The organism is Collimonas sp. (genome assembly GCF_035566555.1).
GTDB lineage: Bacteria > Pseudomonadota > Gammaproteobacteria > Burkholderiales > Burkholderiaceae_D > Collimonas.
Genome location: NZ_DATMRB010000191.1, coordinates 15,658 through 36,292, shown reverse-complemented (window position 1 = coordinate 36,292; position 20,635 = coordinate 15,658). Strand labels below are relative to the sequence as shown.

At 62.2% G+C, this 20,635-nt stretch carries 21 protein-coding genes; 4 read left to right on the top strand and 17 right to left on the bottom strand.

Translation table 11 applies throughout. The features are described from left to right. The coding region (locus VNZ65_RS24025; RefSeq protein ID WP_414649209.1) for a GH36-type glycosyl hydrolase domain-containing protein at positions 1–1,884 on the top strand (1,884 nt) is incomplete at its 5' end. A gap of 92 nt (positions 1,885–1,976) precedes the next feature. On the opposite strand, the gene VNZ65_RS24020 is transcribed toward VNZ65_RS24025, so the two are convergent. Further along, the gene (locus VNZ65_RS24020; protein ID WP_325673589.1) at positions 1,977–2,372 is read right to left on the bottom strand and encodes a polyketide cyclase; all 396 of its coding nucleotides are present in this window, start codon (positions 2,370–2,372) and stop codon (positions 1,977–1,979) included. Between the two features lie 19 nt (positions 2,373–2,391). Continuing rightward, a complete protein-coding gene (locus VNZ65_RS24015; RefSeq protein WP_325673587.1) occupies positions 2,392–3,795 on the bottom strand; it encodes an MFS transporter in 1,404 nt (467 codons plus the stop codon). 111 nt (positions 3,796–3,906) lie between these two features. On the opposite strand from VNZ65_RS24015, the gene VNZ65_RS24010 reads away from it, so the two are divergent. Beyond that, a complete protein-coding gene (locus VNZ65_RS24010; RefSeq protein ID WP_325673593.1) occupies positions 3,907–4,824 on the top strand; it encodes a LysR family transcriptional regulator in 918 nt (305 codons plus the stop codon). Here the strand turns inward: VNZ65_RS24010 and VNZ65_RS24005 are convergent. The 4 genes from VNZ65_RS24005 to VNZ65_RS23990 all read right to left on the bottom strand — a co-directional run bounded on the left by VNZ65_RS24005 (position 4,821) and on the right by VNZ65_RS23990 (position 8,063). After that, positions 4,821–5,219, bottom strand: a complete 399-nt coding sequence (locus tag VNZ65_RS24005; protein ID WP_325673585.1) for an EF-hand domain-containing protein — start codon at positions 5,217–5,219, stop codon at positions 4,821–4,823. The two genes, VNZ65_RS24010 and VNZ65_RS24005, sit on opposite strands and share 4 nt — an antisense overlap. 60 nt (positions 5,220–5,279) lie before the next feature. Beyond that, on the bottom strand, positions 5,280–6,731 hold the full coding sequence (locus tag VNZ65_RS24000; protein WP_414649210.1) for a S10 family peptidase: 1,452 nt from the start codon (positions 6,729–6,731) through the stop codon (positions 5,280–5,282). Between the two features lie 421 nt (positions 6,732–7,152). Next, positions 7,153–7,767: a hypothetical protein gene (locus VNZ65_RS23995; protein WP_325673581.1), complete on the bottom strand. Its 615-nt coding sequence runs from the start codon at positions 7,765–7,767 to the stop codon at positions 7,153–7,155. A 107-nt stretch (positions 7,768–7,874) separates the two neighbouring features. Next, on the bottom strand, positions 7,875–8,063 hold the full coding sequence (locus VNZ65_RS23990) for a hypothetical protein (protein WP_325673579.1): 189 nt from the start codon (positions 8,061–8,063) through the stop codon (positions 7,875–7,877). A gap of 181 nt (positions 8,064–8,244) precedes the next feature. On the opposite strand from VNZ65_RS23990, the gene VNZ65_RS23985 reads away from it, so the two are divergent. Then, on the top strand, positions 8,245–9,150 hold the full coding sequence (locus VNZ65_RS23985; protein ID WP_325673578.1) for a LysR family transcriptional regulator: 906 nt from the start codon (positions 8,245–8,247) through the stop codon (positions 9,148–9,150). Positions 9,151–9,162: 12 nt separating this feature from the next. Here the strand turns inward: VNZ65_RS23985 and VNZ65_RS23980 are convergent, their stop codons facing one another. From VNZ65_RS23980 to dctP, 11 genes are read right to left on the bottom strand one after another with little or no spacing between them, the layout of a single operon-like run. Beyond that, complete coding sequence (locus tag VNZ65_RS23980) at positions 9,163–10,089, bottom strand: ACP S-malonyltransferase (protein ID WP_325673576.1); 927 nt, start codon at positions 10,087–10,089, stop codon at positions 9,163–9,165. A gap of 33 nt (positions 10,090–10,122) precedes the next feature. Further along, positions 10,123–11,277, bottom strand: coding sequence for an ABC transporter substrate-binding protein (locus VNZ65_RS23975; RefSeq protein ID WP_325673574.1), 1,155 nt, complete (start codon positions 11,275–11,277; stop codon positions 10,123–10,125). Between the two features lie 56 nt (positions 11,278–11,333). Beyond that, on the bottom strand, positions 11,334–12,272 hold the full coding sequence (mdcB, locus tag VNZ65_RS23970) for a triphosphoribosyl-dephospho-CoA synthase MdcB (RefSeq protein ID WP_325673572.1): 939 nt from the start codon (positions 12,270–12,272) through the stop codon (positions 11,334–11,336). After that, entirely contained in the window at positions 12,269–12,958 is a 690-nt protein-coding gene (gene mdcG, locus VNZ65_RS23965) for a malonate decarboxylase holo-[acyl-carrier-protein] synthase (RefSeq protein WP_325673570.1), read from the bottom strand. Before mdcG ends, mdcB begins: the two co-directional genes overlap by 4 nt. Then, positions 12,948–13,652 (bottom strand): biotin-independent malonate decarboxylase subunit gamma, encoded by a 705-nt coding sequence (gene mdcE, locus VNZ65_RS23960; protein ID WP_325673568.1) that lies wholly within the window; start codon positions 13,650–13,652, stop codon positions 12,948–12,950. Before mdcE ends, mdcG begins: the two co-directional genes overlap by 11 nt. Further along, positions 13,653–14,552 carry a biotin-independent malonate decarboxylase subunit beta gene (locus tag VNZ65_RS23955; RefSeq protein ID WP_325673566.1) on the bottom strand — a complete coding sequence of 300 codons (900 nt, stop codon included), beginning with the start codon at positions 14,550–14,552 and terminating at the stop codon, positions 13,653–13,655. Continuing rightward, positions 14,549–14,863, bottom strand: a complete 315-nt coding sequence (mdcC, locus tag VNZ65_RS23950) for a malonate decarboxylase acyl carrier protein (protein ID WP_325673564.1) — start codon at positions 14,861–14,863, stop codon at positions 14,549–14,551. The genes VNZ65_RS23955 and mdcC overlap by 4 nt, the downstream gene beginning before the upstream one ends. A 31-nt stretch (positions 14,864–14,894) precedes the next feature. Continuing rightward, a complete protein-coding gene (gene mdcA / locus VNZ65_RS23945; RefSeq protein WP_325673562.1) occupies positions 14,895–16,556 on the bottom strand; it encodes a malonate decarboxylase subunit alpha in 1,662 nt (553 codons plus the stop codon). A 1-nt stretch (position 16,557) separates the two neighbouring features. Then, on the bottom strand, positions 16,558–17,907 hold the full coding sequence (locus VNZ65_RS23940) for a TRAP transporter large permease (protein WP_325673560.1): 1,350 nt from the start codon (positions 17,905–17,907) through the stop codon (positions 16,558–16,560). Then, on the bottom strand, positions 17,904–18,491 hold the full coding sequence (locus VNZ65_RS23935) for a TRAP transporter small permease (RefSeq protein ID WP_325673558.1): 588 nt from the start codon (positions 18,489–18,491) through the stop codon (positions 17,904–17,906). The genes VNZ65_RS23940 and VNZ65_RS23935 overlap by 4 nt, the downstream gene beginning before the upstream one ends. Next, positions 18,488–19,507 carry a TRAP transporter substrate-binding protein DctP gene (dctP, locus tag VNZ65_RS23930; RefSeq protein ID WP_325673556.1) on the bottom strand — a complete coding sequence of 340 codons (1,020 nt, stop codon included), beginning with the start codon at positions 19,505–19,507 and terminating at the stop codon, positions 18,488–18,490. Before dctP ends, VNZ65_RS23935 begins: the two co-directional genes overlap by 4 nt. Positions 19,508–19,862: 355 nt before the next feature. Between dctP and VNZ65_RS23925 the strand changes: the two genes are divergently transcribed. Then, a complete protein-coding gene (locus tag VNZ65_RS23925) occupies positions 19,863–20,552 on the top strand; it encodes a GntR family transcriptional regulator (protein WP_061939857.1) in 690 nt (229 codons plus the stop codon). The last annotated feature ends 83 nt before the right edge of the window (positions 20,553–20,635 follow it).

The window sequence follows — 20,635 nt, the reverse complement described above, 5'->3', positions numbered from 1 at the left end:
AGCGGCGCCCTGCTGGCGCGCAATCCCTACAATACCGAGTTCACCGACCGCACCGCCTTCTTCGATGTCGACGGCGGCAGCCGCAGCGTCAGCGGCGACCGCTACGAATTCGTCGGCCGCAACGGCTCCCTGCAAAGTCCGGCGGCGATGGAGCGGATACGTCTGTCCGGCAAGGTCGGCGCCGGGCTCGACCCGTGTGCGGCGACCCAGCAGCAGTTCGAGCTCAGCCCCGGCCAGCAGCGCGAAATCGTCTTTGTCCTGGGTGTCGCCGATACCCGTCAAACCAACCTGGGCGAACTGCTGCAGCGCCACCGCGGCGCGGCTGCGGCGCACAGCGCGTTGCAGGCGGTGCATGCCTTCTGGGAACGCACCTTGGGTGCAGTACAGATAGAAACGCCGGATCCCGCACTGAACTTGCTGGCCAACGGCTGGCTGATGTACCAGGTGATCTCTTGCCGCCTGTGGGCGCGCAGCGGCTACTATCAGTCCGGCGGCGCTTTCGGTTTCCGCGACCAGCTGCAGGACGCCATGGCGCTGGTGCACAACCAGCCGCAGCTGCTGCGCGAGCATCTGCTGCTGTGCGCGGCCCATCAATTCGTCGAGGGCGACGCCCAGCACTGGTGGCATCCGCCTACCGACCGCGGCGTCCGTACCCATTGTTCCGACGATTTCCTGTGGCTGCCGCTGGCAGCACATCGCTACGTCAGCACGACCGGCGACACCACCGTACTGGACGAAACCGCACACTTCCTTGAAGGCCGGGCGGTGAACCCGGATGAAGATTCCTATTACGACCTGCCGGGCCGCTCCAGCGAAGTGGCGACGCTGTACGTCCATTGCGTGCGCGCCATCGAACACGGCCTGCGCTTCGGCGTGCATGGCTTGTCGCTGATGGGCTCGTGCGACTGGAACGACGGCATGGACAAGGTCGGCGAAAAAGGCAAAGGCGAAAGCGTCTGGCTCAGCTTCTTCCTGTACGACGTACTCACCAATTTTGCCGAAATCGCCGCCGCTCGCCAGGATCAGGCTTTCGTCGAGCGTTGCCTGACTGAGGCCGCCAAGCTGAAGAAAAACATCGCCGCCAACGGCTGGGACGGCGGCTGGTACCGGCGCGCCTATTTCGACGACGGCACGCCGCTGGGTTCGGCCAAGAATGTCGAATGCCAGATCGATTCGATTTCTCAAAGCTGGTCAGTGCTGTCTGGCGGCGGCGATCCCCAGCGCAGCCTGACGGCGATGCAGGCGGTGGACGAGCGCCTGGTGCGGCGCAAGGACGGCATCATCCAGCTGCTCGACCCGCCGTTCGACAAATCCGACCAGAACCCCGGCTACATCCGCGGCTACGTGCCAGGCGTGCGTGAGAATGGCGGCCAGTACACCCACGCGGCGATCTGGACCGTGATGGCCTTCGCCAAGCTCGGCGACCAGAAGCGCGCCTGGGAACTGATGCGGCTGATCAATCCGCTCAACCATGGCAAGACTGCGGGCAAGGTGGCCCGCTACAAGGTCGAACCGTATGTGGTCGCCGCCGATGTCTACGCCGGCGCGCCGCATATCGGCCGCGGCGGCTGGACCTGGTATACCGGATCGGCCGGCTGGATGTATCGCCTGATCGTCGAATCCCTGCTCGGACTGCAGCTGGCCGGCGACAAGCTGCATGTAATGCCCTGCCTGCCGGACAACTGGACCTCCTGCCGCCTGGCTTACCGCTATCGCGACACCACCTACCAGATCGCACTGCACCAGGGCGTTGCCGATGGCGGCGCCGGCCACCTCAAGGTCGACGATGTGATACAGGCAGACGGCGCCATTACGCTGGTGGACGACCGGCGCGAGCATGCGGTGGAGGTACTCCTGCCCGCGCGGCCGGTCGCAGCGCCATAGATAGCGCCGATGCTGCGGCCGGCCAGTTCAGGCGACCAGATGCATGGCAGCGGCATTGCGCCAGATAATCCAGCGTCGTTACAGCGCTGTTGCTACTGCATCGTCTCATGCAAATGCCGCCACAAAAGACGCCCATCCATTGTTTTGTCGAACAGCGCTGTGGCAAAACGCAGGTTGGCGCTGCCGTCGCTGAAAGCCTGCGCTTCCTTGTAGACTAAAACCACCGCCAGCTCATTTTCATGCAGCAGTACGATATCCGTAACGTCAATCCGCAGGCCGGGCTTGCTGCCTGCGGCCTGCCTGAAAAATCCGGCAAGCGCCGGGTAATCAAGTTGCTGGCCGCCGGGGCTTATCATCGAAAAGTCGCTGGAAAAATGGGCCAGCAGCTTGGCGCAAGCCGCCGCGCCGGTATCGGCGCCGCTGAAAAACTGCTGGATCGATTCGCAGGTATCGACGACTTCAGTAAATGCCGGATGTGTCTGGTGCATATGGGACTCTCTCATGGGTTTATTGACGCAGGAACTGCAGGATTTCCGAATTCTTGATGCGCAGCGACAGCAGCACAGGAAGCAGGCTGCTGGCCGCCGCCACCGCAAAGCAGCTGTGGAACACGTGCATGGCGTGCCGGCTCTGGTACATGCCGCTTAACTCAACCGTGCCGTCCCAGGCCAGCAGCAGGTTGAACAGCACGCCCAGCAGCGCCACGCCGAGGCAAAAACTGAGCTGGCGATTGATGTTCCATAGTGCGCTGGCCTGTCCCAGATGCTCGTCAGCAGTCTGCAGGAAAGCGGTGCTTTGGGCAGCGCTGCTGGCCAGGCTGCCGCCGAAGCCCATCAGCATGTAGGCAGCTGTCAGCAAGGGCAGCTGGCCCGCTTGCGTCACCCCCAGCAACAGCGCGATGCCGCCGCCGTGCGCCAGCGCGCCGAGCTGGAACAAGGGACGCGGGCCGTAGCGGTTGAACCGCTTGCCGGTCAGGCTGATCGCCAGGAATGCCGCCAGCGCCCATGGCAGCATCAGCGCGCCGGTGCGTGACGCCGACATGCCGAGTACTCCTTGCAGGTAAAACATGGCAAGCAGGCTCACCCCCATGAATACTCCCGGAATCAGCAGATAGATCAGCATCGCCAGCTTCAGCAAGGGATCACGCAGCAGAGTCAGGTTGAGAATGGGATGGAGCTTGCGCGAGCTGCCGCGCACGTAGCGGATGAAGATCAGCAATCCGGCCGCCAGCACGGCGCAGCCCACAGCTTGCTGGCCGGCGTTGCCTAGCGTGCTCAGCCCGGACAGGATCAGCAGGAGCGCCAGGCTGGCGCAGGCCAGGCCGTCGATATCCAGCGGCGAGCATACCGCACCGGCTGGCTCCGGCCGCAGCCAGCAGCCGGCCATTGCCAACGCCAGTGCCGCCAGCGGCAGGTTGAGAAAGAATAGCCAGCGCCAGCCGAGCGTATCGACGATCCAGCCGCCCAATGCCGGCGACAACGCCGGCGCCAGCAAGCCAACCAGCATGATCATGCTGGACAGGCCGGCGCGTTCCCGTGGCTGATAGAGCCGATACGCCAACGTCTGCCCGACCGGAATCAGCAAGCCGCCGCCCAGGCCCTGTAGCAGGCGCCAGCCGATCAGCGCCGCCAGCGAAGCGGCTGCGCCGGCGCCCACCGTGGCGATCAGGAACAGCGCCAGCGAAGCCATGAATATGCGTTTGCTGCCATAGGTCCTGGCCAGCCAGGCGCTGAGCGGAATCACCAGCGTCAGGCCGAGGATGTAAGCGTTACTGACCCAGGCCAGCTCGGCCACGCTGGCGCCAAAAGCGCGTGCGATGTCCGGGTAAGCGACATTGGCAATGAACATGTTGACCAGGTCGACGAAAAAACCCAGCAGATAGATTGCGGCGACTTTCTTCCGATATTGCATGAGACCGCTCCGCGACAGGAAAGAGCGCAGCTTAGCAGCGGTGATTAGTGTGCGAAACAGCCTTTTAACGATTACACTGTCAAATAAATATTGACAATAAAATTCCTCAACATGGTCAGCCTGAATCGATTGAATGCCTTCGTCGCCGTAGTCCAGGCGGGTTCCTTTACCGCGGCCGCCAGCCAGCTGGCGCAGAGCAAGGCGGTAGTCAGCTTCAACATCAAGCAGCTGGAGACGGAACTGGGGGTGGCGCTACTGACCCGCAGCACGCGCCGGCTGGAGGTTACCGAGGTGGGACAGCGCTTTTACCAGGATTGCCTGCGCGTGCTCGAACAGGCCCGGCAGGCCATCGATGAGGCGCGCAAGAACCATGGCGGCCTGAGCGGCAGCTTACGCGTCACAAGCACTGCGGAATATGGCTTGCGCATGGTGGTGCCGGCGCTGGCGGCTTTTGCGCTGGCCCATCCGCAGCTGCAGATCCAGCATGCTTCGTCATCCTTGCCGGCCGATCTCATCTCTGAGCGTTTCGACGTGGCGATCCGGCTGGGCCAGCTACGCGACTCCAGCTACCGTGCCGCGCTGATCGAGAAGTTTGAAATCCTGGCGGTGGCTGCTCCGGCCTATCTGAAACGCCATGCGGCCGGCCAGCCGGATTCACTGGCGGCGCTGGAGCAGATGCAATGGCTGGGTCACAGCCGCCTGCCCTTGCCGCCCCGCTGGCAGGTACAGACACCCGCCGGCGAGCTGGTGATGCTGGAAGTCGATACGCGCAGCATGACCGTCGCCGATTCGGCCGACGCCCTGCGCCAGTTTGCCATCCATGGCGCCGGCGTGGCCCTGCTGCCGCAATGGCTGGTGGCGCCGGACATCCGCAGCAAGCGTCTGCGGCAGCTGCTGCCGGATCACCGCTTTCCTGCGCAAGGGGTATACGCAGTCTATCCAGACACTCGCCACGTGCCCGAAAAGGTGCGCGCCTTCATCGACTTCCTGCAAACCTTCGTCGCGACCCAGGCGCCAGGAAAATCCTAGAAATTCGCGCCGTTGGCGCGCATATAGCTCTTGACGTTATCGAAAGTGACGCGGCCGGCGTGGCTGACGTCGATCTGCTCGAAATTGTTGGCGACAAAACCGAAGCCTGCCTGCTGGGCCTGAGCCTTGGTCACGGAACCGCTATGGTTGCTGTCCGCTTCGCTGAACTTCGCTTGCAGTTTCTGCAAGGCCCGTTCTTGCAGCGAGGCGCCGGCCGCAGCCGGCGTGGCCGCTACCCGGGCAGCGGCCTTGACGTGCGCCGGCACATACGGGTCGCCCAGCTGCGCCATCCCTTGCCGGGTAGGCGTGGTGGCAGCATTGACGGTGCTTTGCGCCTGCACTGCGGGCGCCAAGATGACGGCCGCGATGGCCAGGAATGTCAGTAATGATTTCATGTCAACTCCAATAGGTATCTGGTTGAACAGCCTGCAGGATGGGGAAAAGATCCAGGTGCATCATGAGCGGCTGTCGTAGTACCGTACCAGGTCGCCTTTCATCAGCAGGCGCGACGGGTCGAACAGATAAATCATGTGGCCGCCGCGATAATGCGTAATCTGCAGGCCGGAAATCGGGCCTAGCCGTCCCAGGTCCAGCTCGGTGTTGTAGAAAGGCGTGGCGAGGTCGTGGTAGCCGTTCTCCGACAACACCTTGAGCTTGGGATTCTGGTAGATCGCTGCCGCCAGATCGGGAATCGTGTCGGGCAGGTACAAGCCGTCGTGGGTCCAGACCCAGTCCTGGATGGTGTCGCCGTTTTCTATATTGTAGGTCGAGACCGCGGTGTATTTCAAACCATGCGGCAGATAGTCGTTCATGCGGTCGGTGAACGGCTGCGTGATCAAGGTGCTGGAGGGGTCGCCGTCAGCCGCCAGCGGGCTGCCGTTGACCGCGACCACCCGGCCGTCATAACGCCCGAGCAGCGAACCGGGAATCAGATTGGACCTGAAGGTGGTTTCATCCAGGTTGAAATCGGCCTTCCAGAGCGCCGCCGGATAACCGCTGTTGAAGAACAGCTGGTTCAGCAGATTGGGCGATGGCTGGGTGTTCGACGCCAGGAAGGCGTCCACTGCCGGTTCGTAGATGCCTGCCACGAAAGTGCGCATCTGCTTGGCGAACGTGGTGAGGTTGGCGGGAGGCGGCGTCACCAGCTTGAAATAAGCGCCGACTGCCGCGTAGCCGGGGAAGTACGGTCCATACGAGCCGCCGTTGAAGTCGGCGTTCGAGTTGTAGTTGAGGATCGCCGATTGCAGCACCACGCCGGTCAGCTTGGTGCCGCCCATTTCCAGCAGGTTGGCGAGGACATCGGTGCGCGGCGTGCCATACGATTCGCCATACAGATATTTGGGCGATTCCAGCCGATGGTTGACGTTCAGATAGCGCGTGATGAAATCGCGGAACACCGCCGCATCGCTGTCCACGCCCCAGAAAGTCTGGTTGGTGTTGGGGCTGATGGCTTCTGAAAAGCCGGTGCCGACCGCGTCGATGAACACCATGTCGGTAGTGTCAATCAGGCTTTGCTTGTTGTCGACAAAAGGAAACGGCAGCGGCTGCGTGGTGGCCGGGTCGCCGGTGACGATGCGCTTGGGGCTGAAAGAGCCGAGGTGCAGCCATACCGAGGAAGAACCCGGGCCGCCGTTATAGAAAAAAGTGACCGGCCGCTTGCCGGTGTTTTGCTTGTCGGCGGTATAGGCAACATAGAAAATCGATGCTTCCGGTTTGCCGGTTTTCGGATCGGCCGCGGTCAGGTGGCCGGCGGTCGCCGTGTAGCGAATGGTTTTGCCGTTGATCGAAATACTGTCGTGGGTGACCGCAGCGCTTTCCGTTACCTGCGCGGCGGCAAGCGCATCGCCGGCGCCGAAGCCGTACAGGGTCTTGTCGTTATAAGGCTGGTCGACCGGCGGCCGCGCCATCACGGCATCGGGCGCCTCTTGCGCCACGGCCTGATGGGCAGCAAACGCCAGCGCACACAGCTGTAGGGAAACGGCCAGGCCAAACCATAGTTTTCGTTTAATCGACATGTAGTCCTCGCAAGTGATGTTCATCGACGCTGCCGGCAGCGGACAATAAGCAGCTCAGCCGAGACAAGCGGCAGGCGCTTATCGCGGAAATATTGACGTCGCACAGGAAAAGCCAGCGGGCTCGGCCTGAGTCAGTCATGCATGTGCAAGTGTGTTTTACGGACTGAAAGGAAGTGGTGAAACGGGTGATAATTTGTTGTCGTACATCAATATATGCAAAGAAAGCGTGGTATTCAAGGTCGCCAGCGGCAAGGTCGTGAAATTTATTTCCTGCGGCGGCGCAGCCGTATACAGACCTGTATGTACTGATACCCTATGCGCAAATATTAACAACTGCGCGTATCGACGCAGCACTGTCAGCCGCCGCTTTGCGCACCGCTCTGCAAGGCTTTTTTAACCCGGAAAAGAATTCTTCATACATCGCCGCATCGGTATCCGTCTTGGTGCGGGAATCGCCGTTGCTATCCCAGGTGGTGCTGCGGAATCTGACTCTGACTTTGACTCCTGCATCGGCTGCAAGAGGTTTGACGACGATCAAGGCTTGGGTGGATTTATGATCGGGCTTGCCGGGCAAGCCCATCTTCGACTTCAAGATGCCACGCAATATTTCACGCCCTTTACTCACCAGCGCCTGATCATGCTGTCCCTCGATCAGATGGAAATCCGGATCGACCGCCACCGTACCGTAGCCCAGCGTCTTGAGCTCGGCTGCCGCGGCAGCCAGCACGGCGGCGCTGCTCTGCTGGAATACCTGATCGCGCAGGCGGTTTAGGTCCGCTCTCTCCTGCTCGCTCAGATCCACCGCTACCTGGCTGGAGCTATAGCGCAGAAGCTTGCCGCCGCTGCCGGTCACCTGTTCGTCATCGGCCTGGCCGGCGTGCGCCGGGCTGGCAATCCAGCAGGCCAGCAACAGCGGCAACAGGAACACTGGTCTGCTGGCACGGAAAAGTGAAGATGAGGACTGCATCGCGCGCTCCGGGGAAATGGCGAAAACCCGACAACATTAGCAGAAATGGCGCAGGCATGCAGAAGGTTTCAATTGTCTGCCGGCGCCTCCGTGTCGTTCCTGCCGGGCTTGCCAAACAGCGCCCGCTGCTTCGGCTTGCCGGCTTCGGGCGCGCGCTCCGCATCCGCCGCATCGCCGCACTGTCCAATGATGATGTTGGCGAAAATGCTGATCGCAACGCCGCACGCGCCGATCGCAAAAAGTAATAATTCAAGCATGAGAATCCCCTTATCGTCATGGCGTGGGCGCCATCGATTTTTATGTTGACCGTCTCGGAAAGCCAAGGTAAAACAGCTTTGCAGCGGTGGCAGCCGCGGCGCATGCCTGCACTGTAGCGTTACAAGCGCGGCCAGCGCCAATACAGAATATGGCGCGCATCTATCTCGAAACGGCATAACAATGATTTCACTCAGACAGCTCAAGTATTTCGTGGAAATTGTCGACGCCGGCAGCTATACGCGCGCCGCCGAACATCTGTTCATCGCACAATCGGCGCTGAGCCGGCAAATGAAGGAGCTGGAAACCGACATGCAGGTCAGCCTGCTGCAGCGCGATTCGCGCCATATCGAACTGACCGAGGCCGGACAGCTGTTTTACGAAAGAAGTAAACGGATCCTGGAAGACATCGAAGACGCCATCGTCCAGGCGCATCAGGTCGGCAAGGGCGAGCAAGGCCGGATCCGCGTGCTGCATTCCAGTTCGGTGACCTTGTCAGCCGCCATGGGCGACATCTTCAGCAGGCTGCTGATACAGTTTCCCGGCGTATCGCTGGACTTTTCCCGCGCGCCGTCCGAGCACCAGGCGCTGGATATCGACGAAGGCCGCGCCGATTTCGGCATGGTGCGCCTGCCGATACTGCGCCAGCTGCCGAATATCCAGGTCAAGAAAGTGTTTTCTGAAAAGCTGGTGGTGGCGCTGTCCAAGGATCATCGCTTTGCCGGCAGAGGCGCGATCGGCATCGCCGAACTGCGCGATGAGCTTTTTGTCTCAGTCCCGCACAAGGATCGCGGCGGCCTCAGCTATCTGGTGGCGGCGCTGTGCATGCGCCATGATTTTTTCCCCAAGGCGTCGCGCACCACTTCGCGCAAGGCGTCCCTGTTGAATCTGATTGAAGCCAATCTGGGAATAGCGATCGTACCGGAAAGCATGCAGGAAATCGCGCCGGCGGGCATCCGCTTTCTGCAACTGCCTGCGCAAGATGCGCAGTCGGACGTCGCCGTGATTTACCGGCGCGATGCCGCGCCCATGGTGGCAGCCTTTATCGCCGCATTCCTGCGGCTGATGCCGCATGCGGAACAAGCCTGAACGGTTGCGCCCTTACAAGCGCTGCAGCCAGCCGACGATGCCCTGCAGCGAACGGAACTCGCTCACCGAACGGCAAGCGATATGCGGATGGCGCGCCGCCAGCATGCGCGCCAGCGCCGCTCCCGGCCCCAGTTCCAGCGCCGCCGTGACACCGCGCTCGGCGCAGGCATCCATGCAGGCGCTCCAATGGATGGTGTGCGCCAGCTGTTGCGACAGCGCTTCTATCGCCTGTTCTTTTTTTGTCAGCAGCTGCGCGTCCAATCCGGACAAGAGCGGCAGCGCCGGGTCCTGCGTCAGTTGCTGCCGCAGCTGATCCGCAAATGGCGCGACTGCGGCGGCCATCAAGGGTGTGTGCGAAGCCACCGTTACCGGCAGCAGTGTGATTTTGCCGCCCAGTCTTTCGATTTCCGCGGTCGCGCTCAGCAAATCCTGTTGCAGGCCGCCGGCGACGCAGCTGTCGGCATCGGTCTCGATCGCCACATGCAGCCGCTGCGACGCCAGCAGGCTTGCCAGCGGCCGCAAGGCGATGCCGCTGACGGCAAACATCGCTTGCGGCGCCTGCGGCAGCAGGCAGGCGTCCATCAACTGCGCCCTTGCCTGCGCCAGGGCGATCGCCTGCGGCGCTGGCACTGCGCCGGCGACATGCCAGGCCGCCAGTTCGCCGATGCTGTAGCCGGCCACCAGTTCCGGAGTTGGCAATTGCGTCTGCAAAGCCGACCAGATGGCGGCCGTTGCCGCCACGATCAGCGGCTGCGCCAGGCGGTTGGAAAACAGCAGATCCTGGTCCGACAGCACTGTTTGCAGCGACAGGCCGGGCAGCACCGGCGCTAACCATTGATCAAGCAGCTGCGCGCTGGCCGCATCGCGCCGCGCCAGTTCGAACATCGCCGCATGCTGGCCGCCTTGCCCCGAACATAGCAGGGCCAGCCGCGGCGTCATGGCTGACCCGCCGCGCTGTCTTGCAATTGCTGCTTAGCGCAGTACGTAGCCATCCTTGCCGATCACGGTCAGTTCAATGAAATTCAGGCCGTCGCGGCTGTTCGGGCCATACTTGAGGGACATGCCGCCAATATCGTAGCCGCCCATGCCTTCCAGGCCGCTGACCAGGCTTTCGCGGGTCGGCTTGTTGCCGGCGCGGCGCAAGCCTTCCACCAGCACCTTGGCAGAAATATAGCCTTCCAGCGTCGGATAGGAATCCGACAGTTCGCTACGCGTCTTCAGCGCGGTCATGAATTCTTTGGAAATCTGCGTGCTGGAGCTGCGCGGATTGGGAAAGACCTGCGTCATGCCGAGGCCGCGCGCATCTTTACCCAGGCTTTGCAGGAAGACTTGCGAGCTGACGTTGGACAAGGTGATCAGCTGCTGCTGGCCGCCGGCTTCGCGGTACTGCTTGATGAAGGCAGCGCACGGCTTGGCGGTGCAGATCATCAGCACCGCCTGCGGCTTGGAGTCGAAAATCTTCTTGACCGCGCCTTCGACCGCTACCGTATTGCGTTCGTAGTTGGCGATCACCGGTTCCGGCAGCTTATGCTTCTTGATCGCCTGCTTCAAGCCTTCCAGCGCGTCGTTGCCGAAGGAATCGTTGGACACCAGCACCGCATAGCGTTGTAAACCCATGCCCGACAGCTGTTCAATCGCCGTGCCGACTTCATCGCGGTATTTGGAACGCACATTGAACAGATAGTGCTGCATAGGCTCATGCAAGGAAGTTGCGCCGCTGACTGGCGCAATCAGGGGCACCTTGGCGTCGTTGATGGCGCCCAGGATCGATTCGGTAGTCGGCGTGCCGCGGTACAGGAACAGGGCGAAGGCGTTCTTTTCGTTGAGCAGCTTGCGGGTGTTCTCGACGGTGCGCTTCGGTTCGAAGCCGTCGTCCAGCGATTCCAGCACGATCTTGCGGCCAAACACGCCGCCTTGCTTGTTGACGATATCGAAATACAGTTGGGCGCCGGCAGTAGCTTGTTTCACTTCTTCCGCCGCGGTACCGGTGAAACCGGCAGACTGGCCGATCACGATAGTGTTGCTGGTAATGCCTGGTTCAGCGTTAGCGCTACCAGTTGCAAGCAAGCCAAACAGGCTCAACGCGCTGATGCTGACAGCCAAAGACAACTTCTGATGCACTTTCATTTATTCTCCAGAGATATTCGTCGATACGGTATCTGCATGGGGAGGTCAGCGCGCGCTCAGCGCAGGTAGCTTAATCCATGCAGAAAATATGTGGCTGCCAATAAATCGGCAGCGCCACCGGGCGACAGCTTATCCTGAATAAATACTTTGTGGCAACTAATTGCGTGTTCGCGCCAATCACTTGCGGCGCTGCCCCCCATTTCCAGGAAAGCCCGCGCACAGGTTTTTACCTTGTCGGCGGCTGCCGGACCGCCGCGGTAATAAAGATTGGTGTCGCTGATGGCGGCCATCAGCACGAACAAGGCGTCGACCGCAGCGGCGTCATAGCCACGCCCCGCAGCCAGCGTCGACAGGAAGCGCGGCAAAGCCGCCTCGAACAGCGACGGAAATCCTAGCGCCGCTTCTTCGCTGGCGCCGCTGACCGCATATTTTTCCGCCGCCAGCCGGCCGTGCGAAGGTTCGGTGCAATGCGCGCTTAAGGCCCTCTCCTGCATATGCCTGGTCAAGGCATCGCCCCACTGTATCAGCAACGTGGCGCGGATGACCGGCGCCGACAGGGACATGCCGCGGCCATGGCAATAACCGGCTGCCGCGCACAGCATGCCAAGGCAAAAAATCGCCCCTCTGTGCGTATTCACCCCCGCTGTCGCCGACAGCATGGTCCGCTCGGCAGCGATGCCAAGCTGGCGCAATGCGGAAAATTCCTTGCCGGCCATGCCGGCCTGCGTGACGCGAATGAAGTAATGGCGCAGGGAAAACAGGCTGCGCATGAAGGTGCCGGCATCCATGTCGCTATGACTGCCGTTGTCCACCAGGGACACCAGGCCAGGCTTAGGATATAACTGCAGCTCGCGATACAGGCTGCGTAAGGCCAGCCGCGCTACTTGCTGGCAAAACGCCCGCTGCTGACGCAAGCTGTGCGGCGCCAGGTTCTGCCGCCGCAACTGGGGTGACGTCGGCGGCCGCAGACCGGCATGGCAGGTGGCGGCACTCATGCCGGCTCCAGGCTGGACATCAGGCTGGCCAGCGTGCGCAGCTGCACCGCAGACTCGGTCTTCACCAACACCCGCGCCGCGGCGCCGACCTCAGCGCCGGCCTGCAAGGCTTGCCAGCACTCCTTCCAGGCAACCGCATGGCCATCCGGAAAAATGACTTCGCCATCCAGCGGCAAGCGTGCCGCGTGCTGCGCCAGCAAGGCCATGCCGCGCGAAAATTCCGACGCATTGCGAGGGGTGAACAACAAGTCGATATCGGAATTGGCGGTGACATAGCTTTGCCGGGTCAGGATTTGCCAAGCCCAGGAACCGTACAGCCTGAGGGCGATGCCGCTATGCAGGCAGTCGCCGGCAAAGGCCCGCAGCGGGCCGCTCCAGCCGGACGGCATATGCGCCAGCGCCTGGCGCAAGGTGAGCGGCTCCGCAAATCGCTGCACATCCGTCAATTGGACCTGCAAAGGAATTCTCGCCTTGTCGCCATTGCCGTCGGGCGGCAGCGCCAGTCCCAGGCACAACTCGTCTGGCGGCGTATCGGCTGCGCGCCGCCGCAGCACCAGCGGCCAGTCTTCCTGCTGCCAGCGCGCCAGCGTCGCCTGCTTGTCCGCAGTTGCCGCCAGCGCGGCACGCTGCCAGCCTTCGGCGCTGAGCCAGGCCAGGCTATGGCGCGTTAATATGTCAGTTCGCATGATCCAATACCGCCTGCGCTACCGGAAAGGCCTGGCTACGGCCGCCGCGCTGCAGGCCGGCGGCACTGCGCTGATCTTGCGGACTGGCGTCGCGCAGGGCTGCGGCCAGTTGCAGGGCAAGATCGCCATCCCAGATCGCGTCGATACCGCCCATCTGCAGGTAATTCACCGGCCCTGGGGCAAACACCGGATTGCTCTTGGCCAGTTCCGTCAGCCGTTCCAGCGGCACCTTGGTGATGCGCGCCATGGCCGGCAGGCCCATCACGCGGATGGTCGCCTGCGGCAAGGCGTAGCAGGCGTCGGCCATCATGCCGCTGGTGATGAAGCCGCCCGACAAGGCCTGGTCGTATACCAGCCCGATAATCTTGTGCCCCTGGCTGCGCGCCAGGGCCATGCATTTTCCCAGGTGCGCCATGTAGCTGTTAATCCCCAGCATTTCATCGCGATGACGCAGGCGCTGGCCCTGGGTATCGACCAGGATGACGATAGGCTGTTGCGGGAAATTGCGCACCGTGGCCAGTACTGCCTGCGCCTGCAGCAAAGCGATTTCGACGCCGATAGGCGCATGGCCGCAGCTGCCGATCACGCTTACCGTGGCGCCATCGACCTGCGCCGTGCCGGTCAGGAAATTGTCCTGTTCGACGATGGTATGGCCTTGCGGGAACAGTTGCGCGGCTAACGAGATCCAGTCCATTCAAGGCCTCCGTCGCAGTTGCGCTGTAGCGGCGACAAAGGCGTCGGCTTCCAGCATGGGCAGATTGGCGGCATCGGCGAGGCCGATTTTCTGCCAGATGTCGAGCGGATCGACCGCGGCGCCGAAGGCATCGACGCGGTCTTGCAAAAACTGTTGTTCAGCTTCCAGCGTTTCCAGCGTCAAGGAAATGGTCGCCGCTGCGGCATGGCATTCCTGCATCAGCTCAAAGGCTGCTTGCCGGAATGCGGCGCTGTCGTCGGCCACCAGCATCTGGCAATCGCCCAGCAGGTAGCGATGCTTGCCGCCAGTGGTGCGCCAGACCAGCGCGCGGTCGCGCGCATCGAATTCTTCGACGCCGTTGGCGGTTTCTATCACTTCCGGCCCGGACATCGCCAGCCGCCCTTCTTCCGACATCACGATCGCATTGGCGCAGCAGGCGACGATGCCCATGCCGCCGAAGCAGCCGTTGGAGCCGCCCACCAGCACGATCACCGGGATACCGGCGGCGCGCACTTCCAGCAAGGCGCGCATCACTTCGGAGACGGCGATCAGGCCGGCATTGGCTTCATGCAGGCGCACGCCGCCGCTTTCCAGCAGCAGCAAAACCGCGTGCGGACGTTCCAGCAGCGCGCGCTGCAGCAGGCCGGTCAGCTTGGCGCCATGCACCTCGCCCACGGCGCCGCCCATGAAACCGCCCTCTTGCGCCGCCACCAGTATCGGTTCGCCGAACAGCTGTCCGGCGCCTATCGCGACGCCGTCGTCGAACGACACCGGTGCATCCAGCTGGCCCAGGTGCGGGCTGACGATACGTAGCGAGGGCGGCAGGAATTCGCGGAAACTGCCCGGATCCAGCACTGCATCCAGGCGCTCGCGCGCATGCGCTTCCAGGTAACTGTTCATGGCTGTCCTCCCAGCGCCGCTTCCACTGCCTGGTCCAGGCGCAGGCTGACTACCGCCGGCGTGGCGCCCATGTCGTTGATGGCGATGCGCGCATCGGCCAGCTGCCAGCGCTGCTGGAAATCGCCCAGCACCGCTTGCCAGATCTTGCCGAAGCCGCGCGCAGCGGTCCTGATTTCAATGGTACAGGCGCCGTTCAGCGGCGCCGCTTCGATCAGCACTTCCAGGTTGCCGGAGCTGACCACGCCCGACAGCTGCGCGGTAGCGGGCAGCTGGCGCTGGCCATGTTCAAAACGAAAATTCAAGGTTTCCATCGCAACGCCCTATCGCTTTCCGCGGTTCGCTTCACCAGTTCCTGAAACGCTTCGGCGGCTGGTACAAGCCGCCCGACGCGCGCACCAGGTCTTTCATGTTCTTGGCCGCCAGCAGGTCGCGCGTGGCCAGCCGCTTGTCGATGCCGAGGTCTTCCGGACGCCGGATGATGCCGCGGTCGCGCAGGTTCTCGACCATGCGCTTGTCGCGCCCCAGGCCGATGGCGGTATAGCCGGCGACGCCGCGCACGGCTTGCTCGCGTTCTTCGTCGCTACGGCATAGCAGCAGGTTGGCCAGCCCTTCTTCGGTCAGTATATGGCTGACGTCTTCGCCGTAGATCATCACCGGCGGGATCGCCATGCCGGCCTGTTCGGCCAGTTCCCAGGCATCCAGCTTGTCGACGAAGGCCGGCTGCATGTGTTCGCGGAAGGTCTCGACCATCTGCACCACCAGTTTTTGCCCGCGCGGGATCAGGTTCCTGCCGTCGCGCGCCTGCTTGCCGGCTTTCAGCCAGGCCGGGCTGACATGACGCCGCCCACGCGCATCGGCGCCCATGTTCGGGGCGCCGCCGAAACCGGCGATGCGGCCGGCCGTCGCGGTCGACGAATTGCCCTGCAAATCGATCTGCAAGGTGGAACCGATGAACATGTCGCAGGCATAGTGGCCGGCCATCTGGCTGAAGGCGCGGTTGCTGCGCATCGAGCCGTCGGCGCCGACGAAAAATATGTCGGAGCGGGCCCGGATGTAGTCTTCCATGCCGAGCTCGGAGCCGAAGGAATGGATCGATTCGACAAAGCCGGCCTCGATCGCCGGGATCAGCGCCGGGTGCGGATTGAGCGCCCAGTGCTGGCAGATCTTGCCCTTCAGGCCCAGCGAGGCGGCATAGGTCGGCAGCAGCAGCTCGATCGCTGCGGTATCAAAGCCGATGCCGTGGTTGAGGCGCTGGATTTCATACTCGGCGTAGATGCCCTTGATCGCCATCATCGCCATCAGCACCTGGATGTCGGAAATCTGCGCCGGATCGCGCGTGAAGAGCGGCTCGATATAGTGCGGCGTCGGCGCCTGCACCACGAAACCGACCCAGTCCGCCGGGATATCGACCCGCGGCAAGACATCGACGATTTCATTGACCTGGGCGATCACGATGCCGCCGCTGAAGGCTGTGGCTTCGACGATCGCCGGGGTGTCCTCGGTATTCGGCCCTGTGTACAGGTTGCCGTGACGGTCCGCTGCCTGCGCCGCCACCAGCGCCACGCGCGGCGTCAGGTCAACGAAGTAGCGGCCGAACAATTCAAGATAGGTGTGGATCGCGCCGATATTCAGCTTGCCGGCCGCGACCAGCCCAGCCAGGCGCCCTGCCTGCGGGCCGGAAAAGGAAAAATCCAGGCGTGCGGCGACGCCGCTCTCGAAAATATCCAGATGCTCCGGCAAGGCCAGCACCGACAGCAGCATGTGCAAGCCGCTGACGCGCGCCGGATCCAGCTTGGCCAGCGCCTTGGCGAGGAAGTCGGCCTGCTTCTGGTTATTCCCTTCCAGGCAGACTTTATCGCCGCTTTCCAGCACGCTGTACAGCAGGTCCTGGATGCGCCCGGTTTCCACCACTTTGCCCTGGCAGCCGCTGCCGAGCGTCTCGGCCGCGCGCTGCAGGCGCTGTTGGCGATTGGTATTGCGCAGGTCCCAGCGGCGGCCTTCCATGTTATCTGGCTCCCATCAAGATATCCGGCAAGCCGGTGACGATGCCCGGAAACAGGCACAGCAGGATGATCGCCGCAAACATCAGCAGCAGGAACGGCAGCGTTCCTTTAATGACATCGCCGAGCGGGATGTCGGGCGCGATGTTCTTGATCACGAACAGGTTCAGGCCCACGGGCGGATGGATCAGGCCCATTTCCATCACCACCGTCATCACCACGCCGAACCAGATCAGGTCGAAGCCGGCTTCGCGCAGCGGCGGCAGGATGATCGGCGCGGTCATCAGGATGATCGACACCGGCGGCAGGAAGAAGCCGAGCACGATCACCATCAGCAGGATCACCGCCAGCAGCAGCCATTTCGACAGATGCAGGGCAACCACCCATTGCGCCGCCGACTGGCTGATGTGCAGGTAGCTCATCACATACGAATACAGCAGCGACATGCCGATGATCAGCAGCAGCATGCAGGATTCCTTGATGGTCGAATTCAGGAACGGCATCAGGTCGCGCGGGCGCCACATGCGGTACACCACGGCGATCAGCACGATCGCGAGCAAGGCGCCGAGGCCCGCGGTCTCGGATGGCGTGGCGAAGCCGCCGTAGAGCGCAATCATGACGCCGATCAGCAGGACCAGGAACGGCAGCACGCGCGGCAGCATCTCGATCTTTTGCGCAAAGGTGAAATGCTCGTCGTCCAGGTAGGCCGATTTGACGCCGCCCTGGCGGTAGATCTCGTGCGCCAGGCGATATTCCTTGCGGGCGCGGTAGACAGCGTACCCGGCGAACATGAACACCAGCAGGATGCCGGGGCCGATACCGGCCAGGAACAACCGGCCCAGCGATTGTTCCGACGCCACCGCATACAGGATCATGGTGATCGACGGCGGCAGCAGGATGCCCAGGGTGCCGCCGGCGGCGATGATGCCGGCAGCAAAGCCAGGCGAATAGCCGCGCCGGCGCATCTCTGGAATGCCGGCGGAACCGATCGCGGAACAGGTCGCCGGCGAAGAACCCGCCATCGCAGCGAACAGTGCACAGGCAAAGACGTTGGCGATGCCGAGCCCGCCCGGAACCCGGCTCAGCCAGGCGTGGATCGCCGAATACAGGTCGCGCCCGGCTGGCGATTTGCCGATGGCCGCCCCTTTCAGGATGAACAGCGGAATCGACAGCAAGGTAACCGAGGCGATTTCCTCGTAGACGTTCTGTGTGACCGTATCCAGCGAAGACGCCGGCATGAAGAAGTACATGAAACCGGTCGCGACCACGCCGAGCGCAAAGGCAATCGGCATGCCGGAACACATCACGACGATCGTGACGATGCCATACAGGGCACCAAGGGCAAGCGGACTCATTGCACTCCCGTGACAGTTTGTTGGTTGGCGGCAGGCCTGCGTTCGGTCAGGCGCGTCAGCACCTGCAGCAGGATCTGCAAAGTCAGCACGGTCATGCCGAGCGCCATCAAGGAATAGGGAATCCACAGCGGCGGCGCGAATGTGGACGAGGTGGTCTGGCCTTCGGACCAGGCTTCATGGAACAGCGCCCACGACTTCCACGAAAAGAAAGCGCAGAACAGGAAAGACACCACATCGACCAGCAGCAGGCGCACGGCATTCACCGAGGCTGGCAAGATCGAGGACAGCGCTTCGATGCCGATATGGCCGCGATACGACTGCGCATAACCGGCACACAGGAAGATCACGCCGACCAGCATGAAGACAGTGGCGTCGTCCTGCCAGTCGGTCGGCGTATGGAAGAAATAGCGCGCCACTACTGAATAAGTCATGATCAGCGCAGTCAGCATTAGCGCTACCATCGACAGGTAAAGGGCAAGTTTGTTGAAGCGGTCAAGTACGCCGGCCAAGACGGCCACTACCGGATTATCCGGCGTGGCAGGCAGTTCTCCAGCGGTCGGCTTCGTATCGAAGCCGTGGCTCATAGCAGTTTCTCAGCCAGTTTCAGCAGCTTGGCGGAATTCTCGTTCCTTGCTGCGTAGTCTTTCCAGGCGGTGTTGCGCGCAATGTCTTGCCACTTCTTGACGGTGGCGGCGTTCAGGTCGACCACCTTGGCGCCGGCCTTCATATACACCGCGGCGACGCCGGAATCGTCGAGCCGTGCCGCGCTCTCGGCAAATTTCTCCATGTCGGCGCCAACCGCCATCACCGCCGCCTGCTGTTCTTTGGTCAGGCGATCGAAGGTCGCCTTGGAAATCATCAGCGGCTCCAGCATGTACCAGTAAGCCTTGTCGCGGCCGCTGGTCAGGCTCTTCGAGACTTCTTCCAGGCGGAAGGAAATCAGCGAAGTCGAGGATGTCATGGCGGCGTCCATCGCGCCGGTCTGCATCGCTGCATAGATTTCATTGGACGGCAGCGTCACCACGGCGGCGCCGGCCTCTTTCAGGATCATATCCATCTCGCGCGAACCGCCGCGCACCTTCAGGCCCTTGACGTCGGAGGGATCGACAATCGGCTTGGTGCGTGACGCAACGCCGCCGGCCTGCCAGATCCAGCTGACGATGATCACACCCTTTTCCAGCAGGATGCGCGACAATTCCTTGCCGACTTCTGCATTCTTCCAGGCTGCGCCCTGCTCGTACGACGTCACTAGGCCAGGCATCAGGCCGATGTTGACTTCCGGCACCTCGCCGCCGGCATAATTGAGCGGCACCAGTGAAAAATCCAGCGCGCCCTTGCGCAGCGCGGAGAACTGGGAGTTGGTCTTCATCAGCGAAGAGCCCGGATAAATCTCGAATTTCAGGCTGCCGTTGGTGCGTTTGCTGACTTCTGCGGCAAACATGCGGGTCAGGCGGTCGCGGAAGTCGCCTTCGCTTATGCTGCCGCCGGGGAACTGGTGGGAAATCTTAAGGGCGCTGGATTGCGCCCAGACTGACGACATGGACCAGAACGGTGTGCTCGCAAGCGCGCCCAGCACCGTCCTTCTGCTGACTGAAGACATATCCCCTCTCCTCTAGTGGAAAAACTATCGATACAATTTTAGCTACTTTTCATGCGATTATTGCTGAAGATAGATGCTATGTATTCTTATTACAATTCCTTGTATACACAATATTCCATAAAACATTTGTATGTCAACGAATAAATACGCCTTACAATCAAATCTCGAATACACGGAACCGTTAGGGAGTAAGTTGGGCATTTGGGCGGCCGTAGCTGGATGCGATGCAAGGCGCCCGTCGCGCCGCAGTGCGAGCACTGCAAGCGGCGGGCAACGCCGCAGCGCGCCAGCTACGGCCAGCACAAATGTTCAACTTACTCCCTGACGGGGCCTTTATCCCAGAAACGGCCAAATTATGCTCACGACAAAAAATCGCTCGGAATCGCTACGCGAAACCATCGAGGAGATGATCGCGGTTGGTGAGTTTCGCCCGGGCCAGCATCTTGATGAAACCGACCTGGCTATCAAGTTCGGCGTGTCCCGCACGCCGGTGCGCGAAGCCTTGATCCAGCTGGCCTCCATGGGCATCGTGGTGACACGGCCGCGACGCGGCACGGTGGTGGCCGAAATCGGCCCGCGCCAGCTGATAGAAATGTTTGAAGTGATGGCGGAACTGGAAGCGATGTGCGGGCGCCTGGCGGCGCGCCGCATGTCCAGCGAGGAGCATGCGCACCTGCTGGCGGCGCACCAGGCATGCATGGAAGCGCGCGATGCGCACGACCCGGACAGCTATTTCTACAAGAATGAAGCCTTCCATGACGCCATCTATGAAGGCAGCCACAATGCTTTCCTGGTGACCCAGGCGCGTTCGCTGCAACGGCGCCTGCGGCCGTACCGGCGGCTGCAGCTGCGGGTACGCGACCGCCTCAACGTCTCCTATCAGGAGCACGACGGCGTGGTGCAAGCCATCATCGCCGGCAACAGCGACCAGACCGCCGACCTGCTGCGCCAGCACGTCACGGTGCAGGGACAGCGCTTTGCCGACCTGATCGCTTCGCTGCAGCAGCTGACTGCGATGCCGGAGCCGCAGTACACCTATAACTGAACGCCGCTGCTTGTGACGGCATGACTGCAACGGCTCCGGCGGCCAAGTAGAGCAGCGCGGCTTGCGCCGCCCTGCCCCATGCT